This is a genomic window from Candidatus Aalborgicola defluviihabitans (assembly GCF_016705985.1).
GTDB lineage: Bacteria > Pseudomonadota > Gammaproteobacteria > Burkholderiales > Burkholderiaceae_C > Allorhodoferax > Allorhodoferax defluviihabitans.
In genome coordinates this window covers 816,450-833,222 of the sequence record NZ_JADJKN010000002.1, presented here as the reverse complement: position 1 = coordinate 833,222, position 16,773 = coordinate 816,450, and the positions used below count along the sequence as shown (strand labels likewise).

Genomic DNA, 16,773 nt, shown 5'->3' with positions numbered 1-16,773 from the left:
GTCCCGTTAGTCCATTACTGGGGTACGAAGCCGCTGGACTTGATGATTTTGGACCAGGTCTGGCTGTAGGCCCGCTCGCGGGTGCTCAGTTGCTGCGGCGTCATGTAGCCCACGCTCAGGCCCATGGCCGTTAGCCGGTCATGTACATCCGGCATGGCCACCACCTTGGCCAGTGCGGCAGAGATCTTGTCGATGGTGGCAGTGGGCGTGCCAGACGGCGCAAACAGGCCGTAGTAGGGCAGGTCTTCAAAGCCAGCCAATCCCAGCTCTGCAAAGGTCGGCACATCCGGCAGAAGCGGCTGACGCGCAGTTCCCATGACGGCGACCACGCGGATCTTGCCGGCTTTGTGGTTCTCGATAAAGTCAGGGATAGAGCCGGTTCCGGCCGCAATCTGGTTGCCCAGCATGTCGCCGATCATGGGGGCGCTGCCGCGGTAAGGCGCAGATTGCAGGTCCAGCTTGTACTTCTGGCCAATCACCTTGACCAAAAACTCCGGGACTGAGGCCGGTGCCGGCACACCCACAGTGCCCTTGCCGGCGCCCTGGCTGCGCACCCACGCCACGTACTCGTTCATGGACTTGGCCGGTGTGCCGCCCGATACCGCCAGCGCATTCACAAAGGTGGCAAAACCACCCACGGCCACAAAGTCACGGGCTGGATCAAAACCCGGGTTCTTCACCACCAGCGGCAGGATGGAGATGGTGTGGTCATGTGAAAGGAACAGTGTGGTGCCGTCGGCTGGGGCAGCCTTGAGTGTCTGTGCGGCAATCTGTCCACCAGCGCCGGCCTTGTTCTCCACAACCACGGGCGTGCCCAGTTGGTCTTTGAGCTTGTCGGCCAGAGTGCGGGCAATGGCATCGGTTCCGCCGCCGGGGGGGAACCCCACCAAAATCTTGATGGGACCAGTCTGCGCTTGGGCCAGGCTACCCCAGCACAGGGCGCTGACGGCCAGCACAGTGGCCATTCGTCGGTTGAGCCGGGCCGAAAAAGAGGGGGAGAGCGAAAGTGGCATGAATATCTCCATTAAAAAAAGTACAGTCGGGCACTGTCTCCACTGTAGCAATGTTTCCCATGCCCCAATTTGCCGCTAACCTGTCCATGCTGTATGGTGAATATGCCTTTTTGGACCGGTTTCGTTCTGCCGCGCAAGATGGGTTCCAGGGGGTTGAGTTTCTATTCCCTTACGACTATGCGGTAGCCGACGTGCGAGAGCGCCTGCAGATTCATGGGTTGCAGCAGGTTCTTTTGAATGCACCGCCCGGTGGCACCGATGCGGCGACTGTGCACAGCGCCTGGGCGCGTGGCGAGCGGGGCACAGCCTGCCTGCCCGGACGCGAGCAAGAGTTTCGCTTCGGTGTTGATTGGGCGCTGGAGTACGCGGCGGCCCTGGGCTGTCCACGGGTTCACGTCATGGCCGGTCTGGCGCCGGCCGGTGTGGAACTGGCACGTTTGCAAGCCACCTACCTGGCCAATCTGCACTATGCCACGTCAGCGGCCGCCAAGGTTGCGGTAGAGGTGCTGATCGAACCGATCAACACGCGCGACATGCCGGGCTACTTTCTGACCCACCAAGATCAGGCGCACGCTGCGGTGCAGGCCGTGGGTGCTGCGAATCTGCGGGTACAAATGGACCTTTACCACTGCCAAATCATGGAGGGCGACCTAGCCACCAAATTGCATCAATACCTGCCCACCGGAAGGGTTGGTCACATTCAGATTGCGGGTGTGCCCGAACGCCATGAACCCGATACGGGCGAGCTGAACTACCCCTATTTGTTTAACCTAGTGGATGCGCTGGGCTATCGGGGCTGGGTGGGCTGCGAGTACCGCCCCAGCGCTGGTACGCAGGCCGGCGCCACCCGCCAGGGACTGCAATGGATACCCAGAGGGTGACGCAGGCTTGCAAGCCGTGGCATGATGCCGCTTTGACTGCCCGCGTGGCAGCAGTGTGAGGAGGCCAAGCCATGAATGCCCGTATACCCCCGTCCGTGTTGAACGCGGACACAACCCTCAGCCAAGTTAGTGCGCTATGGGACGCCGAAATCGTCCCGCAGTTGCAGGACTACATCCGCATTCCGGCCAAATCGCCGATGTTCGATGCCGATTGGGCCACCCACGGTTATCTTGACACGGTGGTTCGCAACACGGCGGTCTGGATCGAGGCGCAGAAGGTCAGCGGTCTGAGTCTGGAAGTCGTCCGCCTACCGGGGCGCACCCCGGTGCTGTTTTTTGAAGTGCCGGCCACCAAGGCGGGCTCCACCCAGACCGTGCTGATGTACGGTCACCTGGACAAACAACCCGAATTTTCTGGCTGGCGCAGCGACTTGGGCCCCTGGACGCCCAAGATCGATGATGGCAAGCTCTATGGCCGTGGCGGTGCGGACGACGGCTACGCCGCCTATGCCGCCATTGCCGCCATCCAGACGCTCAAATCCCAAAATGTGACGCATCCGCGCATCGTGGGTCTGATCGAAACCTGCGAAGAAAGCGGCTCGTACGATTTGCTGCACTACATCGATGCGCTCAAACCCCGTCTGGGCGATGTGGGCTTGGTGGTCTGTCTGGACTCGGGTGCCGGCAACTACGACCAGTTGTGGCTGACCAACAGTCTGCGCGGAATGGCCAGTGGTGTGCTCAAAGTAGAGATCCTGACCGAGGGTGTGCACTCCGGTGATGCCAGTGGCTTGGTGCCGTCGAGTTTTAGGATCATGCGCCAGGTGCTGGACCGCCTGGAAGACAGCGCCACGGGGCGCCTGCTGCCCGCCAGCTTTCATTGCGAGGTGCCAGCAGACCGGTTGGCCCAAGCGAAGGCCACAGCGGCCATTTTGGGCGACGAAATCTACAAGCGCTTTCCCTGGGCGCATTACGACTGCGGCGGTGCCACGGCGTTTGCCCTGCCAACCACCACCGACCCTCTGCAGGCCCTGCTCAACCGGACCTGGTTGCCTACGCTGAGCGTGACCGGGGCGGAGGGATTGCCAGACCTCACGAACGCGGGCAACGTGTTGCGGCCTTACACCGCTTTCAAACTGTCCTTGCGCTTGCCCCCTCTGGTTGAGGCGGCCGCTGCGGTGCAGGAACTCAAGGCCCTGCTGGAAGACAACGCGCCCTACCAAGCCAAAGTAACGTTTGAAGGCCTGTCCAACGCGACTGGATGGAATGCGCCCAGCACGGCTCCCTGGTTTGAGGCGGCGCTAAACGACGCCTCGCAAACGCATTTTGGCGCGTCGTGTGGTTACGTGGGACAGGGCGGCACCATCCCGCTCATGAACATGTTGTCAAAAGGATTCCCGGCTGCGCAAATGATGGTGTGTGGTGTGCTCGGCCCCAAGAGCAACGCGCACGGCCCCAATGAATTCCTGCACATCCCTTATGCCAAAAAGCTGACCGCTGCGGTGGCGCAAGTGATTGCCCAGTGCCCATGACTTCGGAATCCACGCTGTCTACCTTTGTTGCCAGCGATGGCGACCGCGTTGTGGTTCTGGATTGGCCATTGCTAACCGAGGTTCCCCTGCGTGGTGTGGTGGTCTTGGTGCATGGCCTGGGTGAACATGCCGGCCGCTACGAGCACGTCGCCTTGCAACTCAACCAATGGGGTTTTGCCGTGCGCAGCTACGACCAATGCGGCCATGGTGAATCCGGTGGCGCGCGTGGTAGCTTGCCCACGGATACGCGCTTGTTGGACGATCTGGCCGACATTGTGGACAGCACACGCGCGCGCCTGGGGCACAGCACGCCGCTTATTTTGCTGGGTCACAGCATGGGCGGGCTGGTGGCAGCGCGCTTTGTGTCTTTGGGGCTGCGGTCGGTGGATGGGCTCATCCTGTCGTCACCCGCGCTGGACGCTGGCCTGAGCGCCTTTCAAAAATTTTTGATCAATGTGTTGCCCCGCATCAGCCCCAACCTGCGTGTGGGCAACGGCCTCAAACCCCAGTTCATTTCGCACGACCCAGCAGTGGTTGCAGCTTACCGAGCCGACCCGCTGGTGCATGACCGAATCTCCGCAAGGCTGGCGCAGTTCATTGCCCAGGCCGGGCCCGCCACGGTGGCACTGGCGCGCCGGTGGAAAGTTCCTACCCTGCTCATGTATGCTGGAGATGACCGCATGCTTAATCCTCAGGGCAGTCGCAATTTTGCCGCCGCCGCGCCGGCGGATGTGGTGAAGGCAGTGTGCTTTGACACGCTGTACCACGAAATATTCAATGAACTTGACGCAACCCCGGTCTTTGTCACGCTGAAGCGCTGGCTGGATCAGCGCTACTAACGCAACCCCGTGGGCACTAGCGTCGCACGCGTTGGTTGGCCGCCAGCCATGCCAATGCCAGCGCGGTTAGCAACAGGGGTACCAACGAACCCCAATTGAGCAGTGCCCAGCCCCGGGTGGTGATGAGCGCGCCGGAAGCAAATGAGGTCACCGCCATCACCGCAAACACGCAGAAATTGATGGCCGCCTGGGCCCGGTCCTTTTCCTCGGGCCGGTAAGCGCCCAGTGCCAGCGTGGTGCTGCCGGTAAAGATCAGGTTCCAGCCAACGCCCAGCAAGAACAGTGCAATGCCAAACTGGTGCAGCTCCACGCCCGACAAGGCGACGGCGATACAAACCAGATTCAGCAGCACGCCCACGCCCATGACCGGCAGTGTGCCGAAACGCTTGATCCAACCGCCGGTAAAGAAGCCCGGCGCGAACATGCCAATCACGTGCCACTCCAGCACAAAGGCCACATCATCAAACGACAGCCCACACTGCTGCATCGCCAGCGGCGTGGCGGCCATCAGCAAGTTCATCACGCCATAGCCCAGGGCGGCGCTGGCACAGGCCACCATGAATACGGGCTGGCGCATGATTTCGCCCAAGGGGCGACCGCCCCCAGTCGCGGAAGTGGCAGCGACAGGCGCGGGAAACCGAATGGCCGCCATCAGCGCCATGGCGATGAGCGCAACCACCGCCAATACCACGTAGGCACCGGCAAAGGGTACGTCCAGCAGCGTGCGCGAGCGCGCCGCCAGGTTGGGGCCAATGACGGCACCCAACAGACCACCGGCCAGTACCAGCGACACTGCTTTTTCGCGTTGGGGCGCTGGCACCAGTTCGGCCGCGGCAAAGCGGTACAACTGCCCGTTGGCGCTGTAGTAACCAGCGACCACGGTGGTGGCCACCAGCAACCAGAAGTTCTTGTCCACCACGGCCCAGGCCGCCACGACGGCAGACAGAAGGGCCACCAGCAAACCGATTTGGAACGAGATGCGCCGCCCGTAGCGCGATTGGGTACGCGCGACCAATGGGGTGCTCAAGGCACCGCCCACCACATAGCCCATGACGGGTAGCGTGGCCATCCAGCCAAACGGCGCCAGGCTCAGGCCGACCAGGCCGTTGATGGCGATGAAAGCGACGTTGTTGGTGAGAAAGAGTCCCTGGCACAAGGCCAGTAGCCAAAGGTTACGGTTCATGATTAGAGTAAATTGCTATTATTTTAGTAGCTGCTTAAGTATATTCGACGAGGGCCATAGGCACAAATGGCCAGCATAAATAGAAATCTATGAATAGATTGGCGATGCGGACAATTTAACGCCCAGAGCGTGAAGCAGCTTCAACACTGCGTTTAAAAATACGTCGGTGTTGGAGGCTTCCAGTGCGGCAGTGATGTATTGCGTGGTGGTCGCTTCATCATCAAGGTAGTCCGCCGCGTCAAAAGGTGCAAGTGCTTTGATGTCGGCGTCCTAAACGGAGATGCCGAATTGGCAACAAAGCCAAGCGTAACCGTACTCCCGTCGCTTAGCCTTCCACCTCGTTGCTGCGTGCCATCAGCTTGTTCAAGATCACGTCGAGCTGTTGGTGTTCGTGGTCATCCAAAGCTTCCAGATACCAGGCTTCGCGTGCTGCGGCGGCCGGCAAGATATCGGCGCAACGCTGGGCGCCTGTGGCCGTCAGCGACAGGATCAAGCGGCGTCCATCACCGGGATCATCTGCAGTGGTGATCATGCCCAGGTCGACCAACCGGCGTTGGGCCCGTGAGACACGCGCCTTGTCCATGCTGGTGCGCTCTACCACCTCTGTAAACAACAGATCACCATAGGCGTAAAGCGCCATCAATATGCGCCACTCCGGCATCTGTAGGTTGTACTGGGTCTGAAACAGGTGCCCAATCGATTGCGACACACGGTTGGCAACAACGGCCAGTTTGAACGGGATGAAGTCTTCAAGCTTGCCAATAGGCCCCAGGGTGCGACGCTTCACCGAAACCCGCTTGGGCTTGGTGGGAGCAGGAGACTTCTTTCGGACCGGTTTGCCGCTCGGCGTGGCGGCAGGAATGTGCGCGCGGCGGGTAGTCACCATGATGATGTGGCCCAGTCTAAATGTAATGTCGAAATTCGAGTCAATTGAATCAATCTACAAGGGTCGTAATGCATGCGGTTTGCGTGAAAAAAAGAGGAGCGCGTGCCGTGAATTGGTAGAAACACTTGTTGACAACGAAACAAACAATTTTCAATAATTATGCCAGTTTAAGTATCAGCGGGTACAAATTTGGACCATTGTGGAGACTATTTTCACGCATCTGTGTCAAATTTTGGTGGCCGGTTGATAGCAGATAGAAATCAAAAGGACAGTTATGAGCACGATTCACGTGGATGCCCCTGCCCCAGGGTCCATCAATGCAGCCAGACTGCGCGCGCTGATCCAGACCAAAGTGCGCCAGCGCCACCTGGTGTTGGCCTGCCTGGCCGCTTTGTCTAGCGCGGTGGTCGCGCCGGTAGCGGCGCAGTCCGCGCGAGTCGTCTACGCGCTCAATTGTCTCGGCTGTCACCCGGTACCGGAGGGCGCCAGCACGACGCATTCAAGCGCCCGACCGGCGGGTGAATTTGTGCAACTCCCGCTGGGAAGACAGTTCTTCATGCGGCTGCCATCTGCCGATGGCCACCCACTGTCGGCCGAGGACGACGCCAGACTGATCGCGGAAATTTTGAACTGGCGCAGGTCTTGCACAGCCGTCTTACGCAGTTCACCGGTGGTGGGTTTGCCACAAGCCGACAGACACGCGGTCACAAAGCAGAGTCATGATGTCCATTAGCATTCGGCGGCTGGTGATTTTGATCGCGTGGGCGCTCGTGATGCTGGCGGCCACGCTGACGCACTCACAGGGCGTGCAGCCCGGTCATGCGTCGCTTGCGACTTTGCCAGCCACGAAACCCGTCAACGCGGCACTCGCAGAGCTGGGGCGCAACCTGTACTTCGACCCCCGGTTGTCTGCTGACGGTAGCCGTTCCTGCGCCAGTTGCCACATGCCCGGCAAAGGATGGGCCGATGGGGATGCATTGGCCCGCTCCTATCCTGGCTCGGAGTATTTTCGCAATGCGCCTGGCCTGATCAATGCGCGGCACCGTGTCCGCTTCATGTGGGATGGCCGACTGGATGGTACCGATCTGGGTGGCGCTGTGCGTGACATGGTGACCCAGGCGCACTTCATGCACGCCGACGCGCGCCTGGTACAGGAACGGATCAAGCAGGCGCCAGGGTATCTGGCACTTTGGCGCGAGGCTTACGGCCCAGGCAGTGAACCTTCTGCGCCAAAGTTGTTCGACGCGTTGGGAGAATTCGTCAAAACACTGGCGTCACACAACGTGCCTTTTGATCGCTACCTTAGCGGCGATACTGCAGCCATGAATCGCAGCGCCACCGCTGGTCTGCGGTTGTTTCAGGGCAAAGCGGGTTGTATTGCCTGTCACCGTGGTGCTTTGTTGTCGGATGGCCAACGCCATCGTCTGGACGTACCGGAGAATTTGGCTATCACCGCTGAACCGCTGCGCCATATTACGATGTTGCGCTACTTTGCCGCTAGCGGCTTACCCAACTATATGCAAGAGCGTACAGATGTGGGGGCGTTTGCGGTCACCAAATCGGCGGAAGATCGGGGCAAATTCCAGACTCCGTCGCTGCGCGAACTGAAGTACACCGCGCCGTATATGCACAATGGCCTGTTTCAGACCTTGACCGAGGTCGTCGATTTCTATGATCGTGGCGCTGGCCCCAACAGCGGCCTGAAGCCACTCGGCCTCAGCCAGGTTGAGAAGCGTGATCTGCTGGCGTTTCTGGACACACTCAGCGGTGACCCGGTTGGTGTGGTGCAGCCGCAGCACCTGGAAAATTCCCTGTACTTGAGCACGGTACCCTCCCTGCCTGCAACCGCGGATATCCGGCCGGGCACGACTGCGCCGGAACTCGCTCTGATCGTGCCGTTGGCCCCCTTGCCACCGGTACCTGTACCGTCTGACAATCTGGCAACGCCGGAGAAAATCGAACTGGGCAAGATGCTGTTTTTTGACCGGAGACTGAGCGGCGACGGCAGCACCGCCTGTGCATCCTGCCACTTTCCGGAACTCGGGTGGGGTGAGCGCTCGACCGTGTCGCGCGGCTACCCCAGTACCAGGCAATGGCGCAATACCCTGACGGTGCTCAACGCCGCCCATTTCGGTAAGTTGTTCTGGGACGGTGCGGCTGGCAGCCTTGAAGCCCAGGCGCCGTTCGCTGCACAGGGTGCGGTCGAAGGTAACGGTGACCCAGCAATGATGGAAATGCGCCTGCGCTTCGTGCCTGACTACGTGGCGCGTTTTCGGCGTGTCTTTGGAACCGAGTGGCCGAGCATCACTCATGCCTGGCAGGCGATCGCCGCATTCGAGCGCACCGTGGTGTCGGACCCGAGCAAGGTTCCCTTTGATCGCTACATGAACGGAGAAAAAGCTGCCCTGTCGTCCGCCGCAGTTAAGGGTTTGACACTATTCAGTGGCAAGGCGGGCTGCATCCGCTGCCACAACGGCCCGCTGGTGTCCGATCAAGGTTTTCATGCCACCAGCGTGCCCCGCAATGATGTCTTTCGGGACAGCCCGCTGCATCAGATTACACAGCGCTGGCAGAATGCTCAGCACGGTGCGCCTGAGGCCACGTACCGTGCCGGTCCGCAAGACATGGGTTTGTACTACCGCACCAGAAAACCAGCCGACATCGGCAAGTTCCGCACACCGAGCTTGCGTGAACTCAAGTACACCGCGCCGTACATGCACAACGGCAGTCTGGCTGATTTGCGTCAGGTAATCGACTTTTACGACCAGGGTGGTGGTGTCGAGCACAAGACTGATTTGCTGCAGCCGCTTGCGCTGTCAAGCGATGAGAAGCTGGCATTGCTGGCGTTTCTGGAATCACTCAGCATGGACGAGCCCTTGCTGGTGACGCCGCCCAGTCTGCCTGAATACCAGGCCATGCAATGAGCCAAGCGTGTGAATCGGGTACCAGCCTGCTGCGACGCACCGCCAGTCGAGTCACCCGTTCATCACAGGTTTCAGCATGAATTACTGCCCAACGCGAATTACGCCGATCGAGGTCGATCTGGCGCAATGGGGTGCCCAGGTGGCAAGCTCGTTTTTCCCGCTCGAGATTCGAGCTGCCCCAGGCAAACCGTTCGCCGCCTGGGTGCAAGTGAGTCAAATGGCTAACTGCCGCGTCGCACAGGTCAAGGCGAACGCCCACTGTGCCTCACTGAGTACGGCAAGTGCCAGAAAACTCAGCAGCCGCTATGTCAAAGTGCTGTGGCAACAGCACGGCAGTGCCCAGCTTCGCCAAACCGAGCGCGTGGTTGACATTGAGGCTGGGCATTGGGCGATCTACGAGGCCAGCCGCCCGTACCAAATCGAGATGCGCGACGACTCTGCCTTCGTAGTGCTGTTGTGTGAGGTTGACGAGTGCGACGCGCTGGCCAAGCTGCTGCCGCGCGTGGCTGGGCGGAGCATGGCAATTGAAGGTGGTGCGGCGGTTGCCTTGGCTACGCTTGACGCCATGCAATCGCAGGGTGACAGGCTGGATCCGCGTAGCCACAGCACAGTCGGAAACTTTGTAGCCACGCTGTTGGCGCAGGAGGCGCAGTTCCTGGAAAATGGCGCGGGGGCGCTTCGGCGCAAGTCGCTGGAAATCCTGTTCGACGATGCACAGCAGTATGTGCGCCGACACCTGGAACGCCCCGACCTCGGTCCAAGTCAAATTGCACTAGCCTTGGGCGTCTCCCGCCGGACGCTTTACCACGCCTTCGCAGCCTCGGGAGAGACGCCGCAAGCCTGCATTCAACGCTTGCGTCTGGAGCGCTGCCGCGACGACCTGTCTCGCCAAGGTGGCAGCGGCGCCAGTATCACGCAACTCGCGCTGGAAATCGGGTTTTCCGACCCGGCCTATTTCGCGCGCATCTTTCGACGTCGATACGGTTGCACCCCGACCGAATTCCGGACCTCAGTCCGAAACACCGCATAGGCATCGCGCTATGTGAGTGCGATCATGCAATAAATTGCACGTTTATCCACTATTGAATGCACTCTAGTGCAAGCTATGTCTGTCGCGTGTGAGTACATTGACCGATTGGCCACTGATACTTCATAGCGTCGCTGGCGGCGTGGCGGCGCAAGTCGGGCGTTGGTTGAGGGTGCGGCAACAGGAGACATGAATATGCAAAATGAGCGGGGTACAGCGGCCGGTGGGGTGAATATATGGTCCGCTCTGACTAAACTCGCGGCCCTGATGCTGGTCGCGGCATGCTCGCTGGCGCCAGCACGCGCCGAGTTGCCGCTTGAGCAGTTGAGCACCACGGCGCTGCCTGTGCCCAATTCGCATCGGCTCTACCTCAGTGATCCCAGTCTTGGGCATATCGTCGATGGTCGCATCCACGTGATCGATGGCGAGAAGATGCGCTACCTGGGCCTGATAGGGGCAGGTTTTGCGGCAGCGACGGCGCTTTCGAATGACGGACAGACGCTTTTTCTGGCTACTACCTATCACAGCCGCTTGCAGCGTGGTATCCGGACCGATGTGGTTGAGGCATATAACACCGCCGATTTGCGTCTCAAATACGAAATCGAAGTACCACCGCGGCGTGCGCAGGGACTCAACATCAAGGCGCTGTTGCGGCAAACGCGTGATGGCCGCTTTCTATTGGTGCAGAACGCTACGCCGGCCGCAACGGTCACCGTGGTGGACTTGCAATCACACAAGGTGAGCGCAGAGATTCCAAATTCAGGGTGCTGGGGTGTGATCCCCTGGCCGCAAGCGCAGCCGAAGTTCTCCAGCGTGTGTGGCGACGGCACCCTCGCCACATTCGAGTTGGATGCCAGTGGAGGCTTGGCTTCGCGCAGCAACAGTGTGCGATTCTTTGACTCGAGTGACGACCCGATTTTTATGCATTACCAGATGGTAAATCAGGAGTTGGTGTTTGTCTCTTATGGGGGCTCGGTGTACACCGTTGATTTGAGTGGTGCAACACCAACTTTTCCGTCAGCATGGTCTCTGCTTGATGCGCAGACACGCAAGCAGGGCTGGCGGCCCGGTGGCATGGCGCTGTTCGCTGTTGATCCGCGCAGTGGACGCATGGTGGTCGGTATGCATCCCAAGGCAACTGAAGGTAGCCATAAAAATCCAGCCCAGGAATTGTGGGCGTTCGATTTGCAACAGCACAAACGTCTTGCGCGCGTGCCGGGACACGCTGCAGTCTCGATGGCCATGACCTCTGGAGAGAAGCCGGAACTCATTGTGCTCAACGGTATGGACAACAGTTTGGTGGCGTTTGACCTCCTCAGTGCGCGCGGCTTGAGCAAACCGTCGCGCAAGTCAGCACCGTTTGGTGAAATGCCGGTCTACATCGAAACCCAGTCACCATGAACGGACTGTTTCTCGTTGATCCGGTCATGGGGCACGCGGCGGCGGCGTCAGTGGCGGTGCTATTCCTGCTTGCCGCGTTATCCAAATTGCGGGACATTGAGCTGTTCCACGCGGTGCTGGACAACTACCAACTGCTTCCCTCTGCGTTGGTGCCGGTGGCCGCGCGCGTGCTGCCGACGCTGGAGTTGGCGGCTGGCGTGTTACTACTGCCGCTGGTATCGCGCCCTTCCGGGGCAGTCTTGGCGTTGGGCTTGTTGGTGTTGGTCAGTGGTGCAGTGGCGGTCAACCTGCGCCGAGGACGCTCTCGCATCGTTTGTGGTTGCGGCGATGACGCCTTGCCTTTGTCTGCGGGCTTGCTGTGGCGCAACAGTGTCGTCGGTATGGTCATAGTAGTGGCATCGCAGAGCCACAACTTGCGTCCTACCGTATGGCTTGATTTGCTGTCCACTCTGATGGCCACGTTGTTTTTACTGGGGCTCTACCAAGCCGCCAACTTGTGGCTCAGCCACCAATCCCGTTTTATCGACCTGAGGAATGCGCCGTGATCGAGTCTCTGATCGTTTCCAATATTCTGCTTTGGGTGGCTGTCATGGCGCTGCTGGTGGCCGTGATAGCCTTGTCGCGTCAAATCGGCATTCTGTACGAGCGAATTGCGCCCATGGGAGCTTTGATGATGGACACCGGGCCCAAGGTCGGTGAAGCCGCGCCAGTGCTGGATTTGCTTTCGCTCGACGGCCAGCAGATATCGATTGGCGCGCCCAACCAACACAGCACGTTGTTGTTCTTTTTATCCCCGACCTGTCCAGTTTGCAAGAAGCTGCTGCCGATTCTGCGTTCTGTGCAAACTACTGAGGCGTCCTGGGTGAAGTTGATTTTTGCCTCCGATGGCGAACAGCCCGAGCACGAAGCGTTTCGGCGTCGGGCGATGCTGACCGATTACCCATATTTGTTGTCGACGGAGCTCGGCATGCAATGGCGCATCAGCAAGCTGCCTTACGCGGTGCTGATTGACGAGCGCGGCGTGGTCCGGTCCAAAGGATTGGTCAATTCGCGCGAGCAGATCGAGAGCCTGTTCACGTCCCACGACCTGGGCGTGGCGTCTGTTCAGGACTACATTGAGCAGACCGTGCAGGCCAGGGCTGCTCTGAGCAAGGAGTCGACATGAACAAAATTTGGGCATGGTTGGATCGAACAACTGAGCGGCGCAGCCGGTCGCTTGCGCAGCGCACGTCGCGACGCAGTTTGCTGGTGGGGGTTGGCAAGGCAATGTTGGCTGGGGCCATAACTTTGCCAGTGTTGCCGTTTGATCGTACCTCGCAGGCGCACGCGGCCGGCGCTGCGGCCGCAGCGACCAAGGGGCCCGCTAAAGACACCGACTGCGACTATTGGCGCTATTGTTCGGTTGACGGTTTCCTGTGTTCCTGTTGCGGTGGCAGTGCCACCAGTTGTCCGCCCGGCACCACTGCGTCCAAGGTGTCCTGGGTTGGCACCTGCCACAACCCGGCCGACGGGAAAGACTACCTGCTCAGCTACAGCGACTGCTGCGGCGTGACGTCCTGCGGCCGGTGTTTCTGCAATACGAACCATGGTGACCGACCCGGCTACCACATGGGGATTCACAACGACATCAATTGGTGTATGGCCAATGACAGTTCGGTCTACCACTGCACCGTCTCGGTGATTGTCGGCATCACTGACAAGGGCTGATACGTTCGAGTTCTAGGCAGACCTCCTGAGTGGCGGTCGCGCGTTGACGGGCGCTCGTTAGTGCGCCTCTATAGTTTTCATATTGTTGTCATTGAAACGAGTTAGTAGAAACACTTGTTGACAACGAAACAAACCATTTCAATAATTCATTTACCTCGAATGTCGGCGGGGTAGACCGGTGGTGCGCAGCAGCCAGCCATCTGGTACGCCTCGGGGTGGACATTAATCCGGCCAACTGCAGTTTTTGAGTGAAAGGGTAGTCATGATTACGATTCGCACCAGTGTCGCGTCCGCGTTGATAGCGATCACAGCCTGTGCAGCCGCGCAAGACACGGGCAAAACACCAGCTGGCGCCGAGCGTGCCGGCAATGCCAGCGGCAGTATTCCTGCCTGGCCTGGCAACGAAGTGCAGCAAACAGGCTGGTCATACGGCAAATTGCGCAGCGACAACTTCAAATACAAGGGCGACAAGTCAACGTTGACCATTGATGCGTCAAACGCCGACAAATACGCCGCCATGCTTTCACCGGGTCAACTGGCCATGCTCAAGCAGGTCAAAGGCTACCGCATGGACGTGTACCCGACACGGCGCACCTGCGGCGTGCCAGACTTTGTAGCCGAGAACACCAAGAAAAACGCCGGCGGAATCGCCAAGATCGGCCCTGATGGCTGGAGCCTTCAGGAAGCCGTCGTGCCCGGTTATCCATTTCCTACGCCAGCCAATGGCACAGAGGCGATGTGGAACAGCAAAATGCGCTACCGAGGTGTCGGTGTCGAGTACAAGAACGTGGTCACCTCAGTGTCGCCACGCAAGGGCAGCACAGAATGGATCCGGGCAGGTCAGGAGTTCACAGCGTTCATGCCTTGGGGTGCAAAGGGTTCGACACTGCTGTCCACGCTGCCCCCTGTCGAATATTTTGCCTACTTTGCCTACAGCTCGCCAACCGCTCTGGCCGGTCAAGCACTGGCATTGACTTTCTTTTTGAATCAACCGGGAAGCGAGACGTTCTACTATTTTCCGGGTCAGCGTCGAGTGCGTCGCATGCCCACATACGCCTACGATTCACCACAGATTGGCATGGAAAACCAGTACACGCTGGATGAGCCCTTTGTTTTCAATGGAACGATGGATCGCTTTGACTGGAAGCTGGTTGGCAAGAAGGAAATGTACGTTCTTTACAACGCCTTTGGCGCCTACGACTTCAAGGCCAAATTCGAAGACATTGCCAAGCCCGACTTCATTGATCCGGGCCACCGCCGCTATGAGTTGCACCGCGTGTGGGTTGTCGAAGCAACGGTCAAGCAAGGCATGCGCCACACCGCACCCAAGCGCACGTTCTATCTCGATGAGGACAGTTGGACTCTGTTGGTGGCCGACGACTACGATGCCCAGGGCAAGTTGGCCAAAATGCGCGAGGGATTTGCCATTCCGGTTTACGAGACCGGCACTTGTGACGTGGAAGCATTTGTTCAGAACAACCTGACCGAAGGCCGCTACGTCTTTGACATGCACGCTGCGGGGACTGGTACCGACGTGCGTTGGATTACCGAAGTAACCGGGGCACGTTACAAGCCCGGTTTCTACACCGCAGACAACTTGCGCGCCGTCAGCGAACGTTGACCTCATCAATCCATACCGAGCACTAGCATCATGAATCCAACTTTCAAACTCCCTTTACGTTTGGTAGCAGTGGCCGTGGGCCTGACATGTGGCGTATCGGCGAAGGCCGTCACATTTGAGACCGAGAACATATCAGGCAACTTTGACTCTACGATTTCTCTGGGACTCGGTGTGCGTGCGAGCACACCGACCTGTGGCCTGGTTTTGCAAGGCGCCACAGGGCCCGGAGCGCCCACCGGTTGCCTCGACCCGATATCCGGGCTGGGTGATCAGGGCAATCTCAACTATGCACGGGGTGATCTGTTTGCCGGTCAACTCAAGGGCAGTCACGAGCTGTTGTTGAAATTGCCAGAAGACATAAAGATTTTCGCGCGCGCAAACTGGGTGCGTGACTTCGCCGCCTCCCACACGTCAGGAATCGTCAGCGCAACAACTCCCCCTGGCTTGCGTGATAACCTGGCCGAAGACGCGCGCGATGATCTCCAATTCAAGGGTCGGCTTCTGGATCTGTGGGTCAGTAAGGGCTTCCAAGTGGGTGAGCAACAGGCACGTGTTCGCGTTGGTAACCAAGTGATCAGTTGGGGCGAGAGTTTGTTTCTACCCGGCGGTATCAACAGCACCAATGCCATGGACATCATGCGACTGTCGCAGCCCGGTACCCAATTGAAAGAGGTGTTCCTGCCAGCTCCGATGATCAGCGTGGCCTCTGGCCTGGGCAAGGGCCTCAACGCCGAAGCTTATGTTCAAACGAATTGGAACGCCAGCTACTTTCCCCCCACGGGGAGCTACTGGTCCATGGTCAACGGTTTGGGCAAGGGCCATGACACCTATGGCTTGGCCGAGGACAAAGCACCCGATCGTGGTCAGTGGGGCGCGGCATTGCGCTACCAACCGGAAGGAACCCAGCTCAACATGGGTTTCTACGCGATGAACTTTCACGACAAGACACCACAGTTCAGCGTCAATATCAAAGATACTGGCGCAGTCGGTTGGACCTATGCGGAGAATCGGGAACTGTACGGAGTCAGCGCCAGTTTCCCGGTGGGCGACTGGGCCGTCGGCACCGAGCTTTCCTACCGGCCACGTGACGCCGTCTCACTTAACGTCAACGCCAGTGGTTGTAGCTCTCAGAACGGAAACTGCTGGGTGGATGAAAAACGCTATCAATGGCACTTGACGGGTATCCTCAGCCTGACTCCAAGCGGCACTGGTTCAGGGCTTCTCAAGATGCTGGGCGCCGACACCGCCACCCTGTTGGCCGAGGCCGTCGTGATCCACTACCCCGGCCTACAGGCGAGCTACGGCGGAGACCCGGTCGCGGCCGGTGGCTGGGGCTGGGGCAATGCCACCGATCCTATGGCTATGCCTGAGTCGGTTGGCACCAAGACTTCTGCCGGCTTCAACTTTGACTTCAGCTGGGTCTATGACGGTACGCTGATTCCTGGATGGCAGGTGGTGCCAGAGATCTACTACTTTCAGGCTGTGACTGGGCGCACTCCGAACACTTCGGCACTATTCATGGAGGGTGCCAAATCAGCCAATTTCACCGTCACATTCATTCAAAACCCAGCAAAGTGGCAATTTGCAATCAATTACGCCCGATTCCAGGGCGGGTCGTCTGTATTTGACCAACCTTACCGCGACCGTGACTTCTTCGGTGCTGTGCTTTCACGCAATTTCTGATGCAAGGTGACGCAACGCGTGTTGTGCTGCATCTCATGCCGTTGCCGCTCTTGACGGGAGAAGAAACTTGACTGAA

The 16,773-nt window shown here is 59.2% G+C and carries 16 protein-coding genes; 12 read left to right on the top strand and 4 right to left on the bottom strand.

Going from position 1 to position 16,773, the window contains the following annotated elements; genetic code table 11:
- Positions 1-14: 14 nt before the first annotated feature.
- Positions 15-965, bottom strand: coding sequence for a Bug family tripartite tricarboxylate transporter substrate binding protein (locus tag IPI80_RS04315; protein WP_413857608.1), 951 nt, complete (start codon positions 963-965; stop codon positions 15-17).
- 107 nt (positions 966-1,072) lie between these two features.
- Between IPI80_RS04315 and otnI the strand changes: the two genes are divergently transcribed.
- From otnI to IPI80_RS04300, 3 genes are all read left to right on the top strand, one after another.
- Positions 1,073-1,894: a 2-oxo-tetronate isomerase gene (gene otnI / locus IPI80_RS04310; RefSeq protein ID WP_413857472.1), complete on the top strand. Its 822-nt coding sequence runs from the start codon at positions 1,073-1,075 to the stop codon at positions 1,892-1,894.
- Positions 1,895-1,965: 71 nt separating this feature from the next.
- Positions 1,966-3,426, top strand: coding sequence for a M20/M25/M40 family metallo-hydrolase (locus IPI80_RS04305; RefSeq protein ID WP_413857470.1), 1,461 nt, complete (start codon positions 1,966-1,968; stop codon positions 3,424-3,426).
- Entirely contained in the window at positions 3,423-4,265 is an 843-nt protein-coding gene (locus tag IPI80_RS04300; RefSeq protein WP_413857468.1) for a lysophospholipase, read from the top strand. Before IPI80_RS04305 ends, IPI80_RS04300 begins: the two co-directional genes overlap by 4 nt.
- Before the next feature lie 16 nt (positions 4,266-4,281).
- Here IPI80_RS04300 and IPI80_RS04295 read toward each other — a convergent pair whose 3' ends face one another.
- The 3 genes from IPI80_RS04295 to IPI80_RS04285 form a co-directional block, all read right to left on the bottom strand.
- A complete protein-coding gene (locus tag IPI80_RS04295) occupies positions 4,282-5,448 on the bottom strand; it encodes an MFS transporter (protein ID WP_413857466.1) in 1,167 nt (388 codons plus the stop codon).
- 87 nt (positions 5,449-5,535) lie between these two features.
- The gene (locus IPI80_RS04290; protein ID WP_413857606.1) at positions 5,536-5,709 is read right to left on the bottom strand and encodes a hypothetical protein; all 174 of its coding nucleotides are present in this window, start codon (positions 5,707-5,709) and stop codon (positions 5,536-5,538) included.
- Between the two features lie 64 nt (positions 5,710-5,773).
- A complete protein-coding gene (locus IPI80_RS04285; protein WP_413857464.1) occupies positions 5,774-6,331 on the bottom strand; it encodes a MarR family winged helix-turn-helix transcriptional regulator in 558 nt (185 codons plus the stop codon).
- A gap of 277 nt (positions 6,332-6,608) precedes the next feature.
- Here IPI80_RS04285 and IPI80_RS04280 point away from each other — a divergent pair, with 277 nt between their 5' ends.
- The 9 genes from IPI80_RS04280 to IPI80_RS04240 all read left to right on the top strand — a co-directional run bounded on the left by IPI80_RS04280 (position 6,609) and on the right by IPI80_RS04240 (position 16,697).
- Entirely contained in the window at positions 6,609-7,067 is a 459-nt protein-coding gene (locus IPI80_RS04280; RefSeq protein ID WP_413857462.1) for a hypothetical protein, read from the top strand.
- Complete coding sequence (locus IPI80_RS04275; RefSeq protein WP_413857459.1) at positions 7,057-9,258, top strand: cytochrome-c peroxidase; 2,202 nt, start codon at positions 7,057-7,059, stop codon at positions 9,256-9,258. The genes IPI80_RS04280 and IPI80_RS04275 overlap by 11 nt, the downstream gene beginning before the upstream one ends.
- A 76-nt stretch (positions 9,259-9,334) precedes the next feature.
- The gene (locus IPI80_RS04270; protein ID WP_413857457.1) at positions 9,335-10,288 is read left to right on the top strand and encodes an AraC family transcriptional regulator; all 954 of its coding nucleotides are present in this window, start codon (positions 9,335-9,337) and stop codon (positions 10,286-10,288) included.
- Positions 10,289-10,474: 186 nt separating this feature from the next.
- A complete protein-coding gene (locus IPI80_RS04265; protein WP_413857455.1) occupies positions 10,475-11,686 on the top strand; it encodes an amine dehydrogenase large subunit in 1,212 nt (403 codons plus the stop codon).
- Entirely contained in the window at positions 11,683-12,231 is a 549-nt protein-coding gene (locus IPI80_RS04260) for a MauE/DoxX family redox-associated membrane protein (protein ID WP_413857453.1), read from the top strand. Before IPI80_RS04265 ends, IPI80_RS04260 begins: the two co-directional genes overlap by 4 nt.
- Positions 12,231-12,851 carry a methylamine dehydrogenase accessory protein MauD gene (gene mauD / locus IPI80_RS04255; RefSeq protein WP_413857604.1) on the top strand — a complete coding sequence of 207 codons (621 nt, stop codon included), beginning with the start codon at positions 12,231-12,233 and terminating at the stop codon, positions 12,849-12,851. Before IPI80_RS04260 ends, mauD begins: the two co-directional genes overlap by 1 nt.
- The gene (locus tag IPI80_RS04250; RefSeq protein ID WP_413857451.1) at positions 12,848-13,393 is read left to right on the top strand and encodes a methylamine dehydrogenase light chain; all 546 of its coding nucleotides are present in this window, start codon (positions 12,848-12,850) and stop codon (positions 13,391-13,393) included. The genes mauD and IPI80_RS04250 overlap by 4 nt, the downstream gene beginning before the upstream one ends.
- 262 nt (positions 13,394-13,655) lie before the next feature.
- Complete coding sequence (locus IPI80_RS04245) at positions 13,656-15,014, top strand: DUF1329 domain-containing protein (protein WP_413857449.1); 1,359 nt, start codon at positions 13,656-13,658, stop codon at positions 15,012-15,014.
- 30 nt (positions 15,015-15,044) lie between these two features.
- Positions 15,045-16,697, top strand: a complete 1,653-nt coding sequence (locus IPI80_RS04240) for a DUF1302 domain-containing protein (RefSeq protein ID WP_413857447.1) — start codon at positions 15,045-15,047, stop codon at positions 16,695-16,697.
- The last annotated feature ends 76 nt before the right edge of the window (positions 16,698-16,773 follow it).

Coding starts and splice junctions, on each gene's coding strand:
- IPI80_RS04275 (WP_413857459.1), top strand. CDS start 7,057: ATGTCCATTAGCATTCGGCGGCTGGTGATTTTGATCGCGTGGGCGCTC.
- IPI80_RS04250 (WP_413857451.1), top strand. CDS start 12,848: ATGAACAAAATTTGGGCATGGTTGGATCGAACAACTGAGCGGCGCAGC.
- IPI80_RS04245 (WP_413857449.1), top strand. CDS start 13,656: ATGATTACGATTCGCACCAGTGTCGCGTCCGCGTTGATAGCGATCACA.
- IPI80_RS04270 (WP_413857457.1), top strand. CDS start 9,335: ATGAATTACTGCCCAACGCGAATTACGCCGATCGAGGTCGATCTGGCG.
- IPI80_RS04295 (WP_413857466.1), bottom strand. CDS start 5,448: ATGAACCGTAACCTTTGGCTACTGGCCTTGTGCCAGGGACTCTTTCTC.
- IPI80_RS04240 (WP_413857447.1), top strand. CDS start 15,045: ATGAATCCAACTTTCAAACTCCCTTTACGTTTGGTAGCAGTGGCCGTG.
- IPI80_RS04265 (WP_413857455.1), top strand. CDS start 10,475: ATGAATATGCAAAATGAGCGGGGTACAGCGGCCGGTGGGGTGAATATA.
- IPI80_RS04315 (WP_413857608.1), bottom strand. CDS start 965: ATGGCCACTGTGCTGGCCGTCAGCGCCCTGTGCTGGGGTAGCCTGGCC.
- IPI80_RS04260 (WP_413857453.1), top strand. CDS start 11,683: ATGAACGGACTGTTTCTCGTTGATCCGGTCATGGGGCACGCGGCGGCG.
- IPI80_RS04300 (WP_413857468.1), top strand. CDS start 3,423: ATGACTTCGGAATCCACGCTGTCTACCTTTGTTGCCAGCGATGGCGAC.
- IPI80_RS04280 (WP_413857462.1), top strand. CDS start 6,609: ATGAGCACGATTCACGTGGATGCCCCTGCCCCAGGGTCCATCAATGCA.
- otnI (WP_413857472.1), top strand. CDS start 1,073: ATGCCCCAATTTGCCGCTAACCTGTCCATGCTGTATGGTGAATATGCC.
- IPI80_RS04305 (WP_413857470.1), top strand. CDS start 1,966: ATGAATGCCCGTATACCCCCGTCCGTGTTGAACGCGGACACAACCCTC.